At 56.4% G+C, this 7,976-nt stretch carries 7 protein-coding genes; 5 read left to right on the plus strand and 2 right to left on the minus strand.

Annotation, left to right across the window (positions count from 1 at the left end):
• The first annotated feature begins 8 nt into the window (after window positions 1–8).
• The 5 genes from rbsA (at window position 9) to rbsR (ending at window position 5,432) form a co-directional block, all read left to right on the plus strand.
• Window positions 9–1,514: a ribose ABC transporter ATP-binding protein RbsA gene (gene rbsA, locus N438_RS19305; RefSeq protein ID WP_012543297.1), complete on the plus strand. Its 1,506-nt coding sequence runs from the start codon at window positions 9–11 to the stop codon at window positions 1,512–1,514.
• A gap of 5 nt (window positions 1,515–1,519) precedes the next feature.
• Complete coding sequence (rbsC, locus tag N438_RS19310) at window positions 1,520–2,485, plus strand: ribose ABC transporter permease (protein ID WP_008806709.1); 966 nt, start codon at window positions 1,520–1,522, stop codon at window positions 2,483–2,485.
• A 27-nt stretch (window positions 2,486–2,512) separates the two neighbouring features.
• On the plus strand, window positions 2,513–3,403 hold the full coding sequence (gene rbsB / locus N438_RS19315) for a ribose ABC transporter substrate-binding protein RbsB (RefSeq protein WP_012969238.1): 891 nt from the start codon (window positions 2,513–2,515) through the stop codon (window positions 3,401–3,403).
• A gap of 100 nt (window positions 3,404–3,503) precedes the next feature.
• Window positions 3,504–4,436 carry a ribokinase gene (rbsK, locus tag N438_RS19320; RefSeq protein ID WP_023340863.1) on the plus strand — a complete coding sequence of 311 codons (933 nt, stop codon included), beginning with the start codon at window positions 3,504–3,506 and terminating at the stop codon, window positions 4,434–4,436.
• 3 nt (window positions 4,437–4,439) lie between these two features.
• Window positions 4,440–5,432: a ribose operon transcriptional repressor RbsR gene (gene rbsR / locus N438_RS19325; protein ID WP_012543295.1), complete on the plus strand. Its 993-nt coding sequence runs from the start codon at window positions 4,440–4,442 to the stop codon at window positions 5,430–5,432.
• On the opposite strand, the gene mdtD is transcribed toward rbsR, so the two are convergent.
• Both mdtD and N438_RS19335 read right to left on the minus strand, forming a co-directional pair.
• Entirely contained in the window at window positions 5,429–6,826 is a 1,398-nt protein-coding gene (gene mdtD / locus N438_RS19330) for a multidrug transporter subunit MdtD (protein WP_116696422.1), read from the minus strand. The genes rbsR and mdtD overlap by 4 nt on opposite strands.
• Before the next feature lie 12 nt (window positions 6,827–6,838).
• Window positions 6,839–7,540, minus strand: a complete 702-nt coding sequence (locus N438_RS19335; RefSeq protein WP_012543294.1) for a FadR/GntR family transcriptional regulator — start codon at window positions 7,538–7,540, stop codon at window positions 6,839–6,841.
• Between the last annotated feature and the right edge of the window lie 436 nt (window positions 7,541–7,976).

Below are 7,976 nucleotides of genomic sequence, written 5' to 3' on the forward strand. Positions count from 1 at the left end.
TCGCCGCCATGGAAGCCTTATTGCAACTAAAAGGGATCGATAAAGCGTTCCCTGGCGTCAAGGCGCTCTCCGGCGCGGCGCTGAATGTCTATGCCGGTCGGGTGATGGCGCTGGTAGGGGAAAATGGCGCCGGCAAGTCCACCATGATGAAGGTGCTGACCGGGATCTACACCCGTGATGCCGGCTCTTTGCTGTGGTTAGGCAAAGAGACGACCTTTAACGGCCCCAAATCCTCCCAGGAAGCCGGGATCGGTATCATCCACCAGGAACTGAACCTGATCCCGCAATTGACGATTGCCGAGAACATCTTCCTTGGTCGCGAATTTGTTAACCGTTTTGGCAAAATCGACTGGAAGCAGATGTATGCCGAAGCCGACAAGCTGCTGGCAAAGCTGAATCTCCGCTTTAACAGCCAGAAGCTTGTGGGCGATCTGTCGATTGGCGATCAGCAAATGGTGGAGATCGCCAAAGTGCTGAGCTTTGAATCGAAAGTCATCATTATGGATGAACCGACCGATGCGCTGACCGATACCGAAACCGAATCGCTGTTCCGCGTCATCCGCGAACTGAAGTCGCAGGGGCGCGGCATCGTCTATATCTCCCACCGTATGAAAGAGATCTTCGAGATTTGCGACGACGTGACCGTCTTTCGTGACGGGCAGTTTATCGCCGAGCGCGAAGTGGCTTCGCTGGATGAGGACCGACTGATCGAGATGATGGTCGGCCGTAAGCTGGAAGATCAATATCCACATCTCGATAAGGCGCCGGGCGCGGTGCGCCTGAAGGTCGATAATCTCTGCGGCCCGGGCGTGGAAAACGTGACCTTTACCTTGCGCCAGGGGGAAATCCTGGGTGTCGCCGGGCTGATGGGCGCCGGACGGACCGAACTGATGAAAGTGCTGTACGGCGCGCTGCCGCGCAGCAGCGGCTCCGTGACGCTGGATGGCCATGAAGTGGTGACCCGCTCGCCGCAGGACGGTCTGGCGAACGGCATTGTCTATATCTCCGAAGATCGTAAGCGCGATGGCCTGGTTCTCGGGATGTCGGTAAAAGAAAATATGTCCCTGACGGCGCTACGCTACTTCAGCCGGGCGGGCGGCAGCCTTAAGCATAAAGATGAACAGCAGGCGGTCAGTGATTTCATTCGGCTGTTTAACGTCAAAACGCCGTCCATGGAGCAGGCAATCGGCCTGCTTTCCGGCGGCAACCAGCAAAAGGTCGCCATTGCCCGCGGGCTGATGACCCGGCCAAAGGTGCTGATCCTTGATGAACCGACCCGCGGCGTCGACGTCGGGGCGAAGAAAGAGATCTACCAGCTCATCAATCAGTTCAAAGCCGATGGCCTGAGCATCATTCTGGTCTCCTCTGAGATGCCGGAGGTGTTGGGCATGAGCGATCGCATCATTGTGATGCATGAAGGGCATCTCGGCGGTGAATTCACACGCGAGCAGGCCACCCAGGAAGTATTGATGGCTGCCGCTGTGGGCAAGCTTAACCGTGTGAATCAGGAGTAAGAAAGATGACAACCCAGGCTGTTACTGGTCGCCGTTATTTCACGAAAGCGTGGCTGATGGAGCAAAAATCGCTGATTGCCCTGCTGGTGCTGATCGCGGTGGTATCGACCATGAGCCCCAACTTTTTTACCGTCAATAACCTGTTCAATATCCTGCAACAGACCTCCGTTAACGCCATCATGGCGGTAGGGATGACGCTGGTTATACTGACCTCGGGGATCGACCTGTCCGTCGGCTCCCTGTTGGCGCTCACCGGTGCGGTGGCAGCGTCGATTGTTGGCATTGAGGTTAATGCGCTGGTGGCGGTCGCTGCTGCCCTCGCATTGGGTGCCGCGATCGGCGCAGTCACCGGGGTGATTGTGGCGAAAGGCCGCGTGCAGGCCTTCATCGCTACCCTGGTGATGATGCTGCTGCTGCGCGGCGTGACCATGGTGTACACCAACGGCAGTCCGATCAACACCGGCTTTAGCGATAACGCCGATCTGTTTGGCTGGTTTGGCATCGGGCGTCCGCTGGGGATCCCGACGCCGGTATGGATCATGGCGATTGTCTTCCTGGCGGCCTGGTACATGCTGCACCATACTCGCCTGGGCCGTTATATTTACGCGCTGGGCGGTAATGAAGCGGCGACGCGTCTGTCCGGGATTAGCGTCAATAAAGTCAAAATTATCGTCTACGCCTTGTGCGGGATGCTGGCGTCGCTGGCCGGGATCATCGAAGTGGCGCGTCTCTCCTCCGCGCAGCCGACGGCGGGGACGGGCTATGAGCTGGACGCCATTGCGGCGGTGGTGCTCGGTGGCACCAGCCTCGCGGGCGGCAAAGGACGCATTGTCGGCACGCTGATTGGCGCGCTGATCCTTGGCTTCCTGAATAATGGTCTTAATCTTTTAGGCGTTTCTTCCTATTACCAGATGATCGTTAAAGCGGTGGTGATTTTGCTGGCGGTACTGGTAGATAACAAAAAGCAGTAACTGAGAACTCTACAGGACATCTTAACTATGAATATGAAAAAACTGGCGACCCTGGTCTCTGCTGTTGCGCTAAGTGCGACCGTCAGCGCAAACGCGATGGCCAAAGACACCATCGCTCTGGTTATCTCTACCCTGAATAACCCGTTCTTCGTGTCGCTGAAAGACGGCGCGCAAAAAGAAGCTGACAAGCTGGGCTACAACCTGGTGGTGCTGGACTCCCAGAACAACCCGGCGAAAGAGCTGGCGAACGTCCAGGATTTGACGGTGCGCGGCGCCAAGCTGCTGCTGATCAACCCCACCGACTCTGATGCCGTCGGCAACGCCGTGAAGATGGCAAACCAGGCGAAAATCCCGGTCATCACCCTTGACCGTCAGGCCACAAAAGGCGATGTCGTGAGCCACATTGCGTCTGACAACGTGCAGGGCGGAAAAATGGCTGGCGATTACATCGCGAAAAAAGTGGGTGAAAGTGCGAAAGTCATTGAGCTGCAGGGCATTGCCGGGACTTCTGCGGCGCGCGAGCGCGGCGAAGGCTTTAAACAGGCCGTGGCGGCGCACAAGTTTAACGTCCTGGCCAGCCAACCAGCCGATTTCGACCGTACCAAAGGGCTGAACGTGATGCAGAACCTGCTGACCGCGCATCCTGACGTGCAGGCGGTATTCGCGCAAAATGATGAAATGGCGCTGGGCGCCCTGCGCGCGCTGCAGACCGCAGGCAAGTCCGATGTGATGGTGGTTGGATTTGACGGCACTCCGGATGGCGAAAAAGCAGTAAACAGTGGCAAACTGGCGGCGACCGTCGCACAGTTGCCGGAGCAGATCGGCGCGAAAGGCGTTGAGACGGCTGATAAGGTACTGAAGGGCGAAAAAGTGGAAGCTAACTACCCGGTTGAGCTGAAGCTGGTCGTTAAGCAGTAAAATGCGATTCGGACTGGCAACGGTCCGAGGGACAATATAAAAAAAGAAAAGCAGGGCATGCGCCACCGGATCCCGGTGGCGCGCTTTCCCGGGAACAGAAATGATGAAAACTGCAGGCAAACTTGTCGTCCTTGGCAGTATCAATGCCGATCACATTCTTAACCTTGACGCTTTCCCGACGCCGGGCGAAACCGTCACCGGCAACCATTATCAGGTGGCTTTCGGTGGTAAAGGGGCCAACCAGGCGGTCGCCGCCGGGCGCAGCGGAGCGGATATCGCGTTTATCGCCTGCACCGGCGATGACGACATCGGTGAACGCATCCGCCGCCAGCTGGCGAGCGATAAAATCGACGTGGCGCCTGTGCGCGCAGTCGCCGGGGAAGCGACCGGCGTGGCGTTAATCTTCGTTAACGCCGAAGGTGAGAATGTCATCGGTATTCATGCCGGCGCCAATGCGGCGCTTTCCGTCTCCCAGGTTGAGGCGGAAAAGGAACGTATCGCTAGCGCACAGGCGCTGTTAATGCAGCTGGAGTCGCCGCTGGAGAGCGTGTTGGCGGCGGCGAAAATCGCCCATCACCATCAGACCACCGTGGTGCTTAATCCCGCGCCAGCGCGTGAACTGTCCGATGAACTGCTGGCGCTGGTGGATATCATTACCCCCAACGAAACCGAAGCGGAAAAGCTGACCGGTATTCGCGTTGAGAGCGACGAGGATGCGGCAAAAGCCGCCGACGTGCTGCATGCCAAAGGCATTGGTACGGTGATGATCACCCTCGGCAGCCGCGGCGTCTGGCTCAGTGCCGAAGGCGAAAGTCGTCGGATCCCGGGTTTTCGTGTGCAGGCCATTGATACTATCGCTGCCGGCGATACCTTTAACGGCGCGCTGGTAACCGCGTTGCTGGAAGGGACTTCCCTGCCGGAAGCGATCCGTTTTGCGCATGCCGCGGCGGCGATCGCCGTGACCCGCAAAGGCGCGCAGCCATCCGTGCCGTGGCGCACAGAGATTGATGAATTTTTAGCGCAACAGGGGTAATGCTTGGCTACGATGAAAGATGTGGCCCGCGTCGCGGGCGTTTCCACATCGACGGTGTCACACGTCATCAATAAGGACCGCTTTGTCAGTGAGGCGATTACCGCCAAAGTAGACGCTGCGATCAAAAGCCTCAACTACGCCCCCTCTGCGCTGGCGCGTAGCCTTAAGCTTAATCAAACCCGTACCATCGGCATGCTCATCACTGCCAGTACCAATCCGTTTTATTCGGAGCTGGTGCGGGGCGTGGAGCGCAGCTGTTTTGAGCGGGGTTATAGCCTCGTACTCTGTAATACGGAAGGTGATGAGCAGCGAATGAATCGTAATCTGGAGACGCTAATGCAAAAACGCGTCGATGGACTACTGCTGCTGTGCACGGAGACCCATCAGCCCTCTCCGGAAATTATGCAGCGCTATCCATCGGTACCGACGGTCATGATGGACTGGGCTCCCTTTGATGGCGATAGCGATCTGATTCAGGATAACTCGCTGCTTGGCGGCGATATGGCGACCCAGTATCTGATTGACCAGGGGCATTCGCGCATTGCCTGTATTGCCGGCCCGCTGGATAAAACCCCGGCGCGTCTGCGCCTTGAAGGTTATCATGCTGCGATGGCGCGCTGCGGCCTGCCGGTTGCCGACGGATACGTGGTGACCAGTGATTTTGAGTTTGGCGGCGGGTTTAGCGCGATGCAGCAGCTGCTGGCTTTGCCGCAGCGGCCGCAGGCGGTATTTGTCGGCAACGATGCCATGGCGGTTGGCGCTTATCAGGCGTTGTACCAGGCCGGTTTGCACATTCCGCAGGACATGGCGCTGGTGGGCTACGATGATATTGAGCTCGCACGCTATATGACACCGCCGTTGACCACCATTCACCAGCCAAAAGATGAGCTGGGAGAACTGGCCATCGATGTGCTGATCCATCGAATGGCCGATCCGCAGCAAAAGCAGCAACGCGTTCAGTTAACGCCGGAGCTGGTGGTTCGTGGCTCCGCTTAGCGTTTGTGCCGCTCGCTAATCAGATTACGGCCATCTTTCGCTCTTAACAGCATAAACATCAGCGCCGACACGATGGTGATCACGCCCATGGTTATAAAGGTGTAGTGAAACTGCTGTACCGTGCTGGCATTGTCAAAACCTTCATAGAAGCGCAGCACCGCAGCGCTGATGGCCACCCCGAGACTGATTGAAAGCTGCTGGGTCACCGCCAGCAGGCTGTTACCGCTGCTGGCATTGTCATCCGTCAGATCGGCCAGCGTAATGGTATTCATCGAGGTGAACTGCGTGGACATCGCCATCCCCAGCACAAACAGTGGCAGAAGAAGCATCCACAGCGGCATCTCTGGCGACTGCAGCGAGAACTGGGCAATCATGAGGCCAATAAATACCGTGATCCCCACCAGGGTCTTACGATAGCCAAACCAGCGCAGCACCTGGGTAACGGTAGATTTCGCAATAATGGAGCCGATAGCGGTAGGGGCAATCATACAGCCGGCGATAATGGCCGGATAGCCGAAGCCAACCTGCAGCATCAGCGGCATCAGAAATGGCACACAGCCGGTACCCAAACGCGTGGCAAGGTTGCCAGCAATGCCGACTGAGAAAGTATGCGTCTTAAATAAAGAGAGCGAGATAAGCGGCGCCGGATGGCGGCGCGCGTGGCGAACATAGGCCACGAGCAGTAACAGACTGACGGCAATCACGGCCAACGCCAGCCATGTCGCCACGATTTTTTCTCCAAACAGTTCAATACCGCTGGAAAACAGTACCAGGCTTAAGCCAAATAACAGAAAACCGGTTATATCGAAGCGCCTGCGCGGCGTCGTGAAATTTGGCATGAATTTGCGGGCATACAGAATGCCAATCACCCCGATGGGAATGTTTATCAGGAAAATCCAATGCCAGCTGGCCCAGGAGACAAACACCCCGCCGAGCACCGGGCCCAGTATCGGCCCCACCAGACCTGGCATGGTCACAAAGTTCAGCACCGGAAGCAGCTCGCTGCGGGGATAGGCGCGCAGCAGCGCCAGCCTCGCCACCGGCATCATCATCGCCCCGCCGATCCCCTGAATCACCCGAAAAATGACCAGTTCCATTAATGAGCTGGAGAGCGCGCAGGCGAGAGACCCCAAAGTGAACAAGCTAACAGCGATGATAAAGACCCGGCGCGTGCCGAAGCTATCGGCCAGCCAGCCGCTGACCGGGATCAGCATCGCTACCGTCAGCGTATAGCTGATAATGGCCGACTGCATCGCTAAGGGAGAACGATTAAGACTGTGGGCAATAGCCGGGAGGGCGGTGTTAAGAATGGTGGCATCCAGCGCCTGCATAAAGAAGGCCATCGCCGCGATCCACGGCAGGCCGGCCATGCTGCGCCCTTTTTTTCTGCTCATGCCAATTCCTTGTTATTGATTTACGGGGTGAGGGGCGTTCAACAACGCCTGGCAGGCGAGCAAGGCACCTGGCGCATCACTGTTGAGAATGGCATCGACAATCGCCTGGTGGAGATCCAGCTTCACTACTTCATTTTGCGTAATCGACGTGAAGTAGGTGTGGTAGACGGAATGAAATAAAGAAGCGAATGAGCTGAGGAAAGGATTACCGCTCATTTCATAGATATGTTCATGCCAGGCCATATCGACCTCTATCCAGCGATCGCGCTGAAAATGACGTTTCAAGGCAATCATCTCTTCCATTAAAGTATTGAGCTGCGCTTTTTGTTCTGCGGAGCCGTTAGCGGCAGCGAGAAAACAGGCTTGTGGCTCCAGGCTGCTGCGCATGACGAGAAAGTGGCTCACCACTTCTTCGAAGTTATCTTCTGTTAGCCACCAGGACAGGAGTTCCTTATCAAGGAAGTTCCAGCTGCTGCGCGGCATCACCCGGGTGCCAATGCGAGGGCGGGGCAGCAACATGCCTTTTGCCGTTAGCGTCTTCACCGCTTCACGGACGGCGGTACGGCTCACACCGAACTGCTCCCCCAACTCCATCTCGCCGGGAAGAATGCTTTCCGGCTGATATTCGCCAGTCAGTATTTTTTGGGCGAGCTTCTCGGCCAGTACCCAGGAGATGTTCTTTTGTGCCGCCAGTTGCTGTGCGCTTAAAGACATAAATGCCGTTCCTTTCTTTTCTTTACTCTAACAGTATGCCACCAGGCGTCCCGTTTCGTCGGTTAAAACAGCAAAACGGCGGTTTTTTGCGACATTCCTCGCCGCATTGTTGAAAAAAGAGACGGTTGAAAAGTTTTTTTGAATTTCCCCTTGTCACCTCAGAATTACTCCCTATAATGCGCCTCCACTGACACGGAACAACGGCAAGCAAGCCGCCGGGTCAGCGGGGTTCCGGTGAGAACCTCGCAGAGAAAAGCAAAAATAAATGCTTGACTCTGCAGCGGGAAAGCGTAATATGCACACCCCGCGCCGCAGCGAAAAACGAAGCGGCACTGCTCTTTAACAATTTATCAGACAATCTGTGTGGGCACTCAAAGTGACATGGATTCTTAATGTCTTCGGACAATAAATGAATACCAAGTCTCTGAGTGAACAT

It is taken from the genome of Klebsiella sp. GL120222-02, assembly GCF_003097195.1.
Lineage (GTDB): Bacteria > Pseudomonadota > Gammaproteobacteria > Enterobacterales > Enterobacteriaceae > Klebsiella > Klebsiella variicola.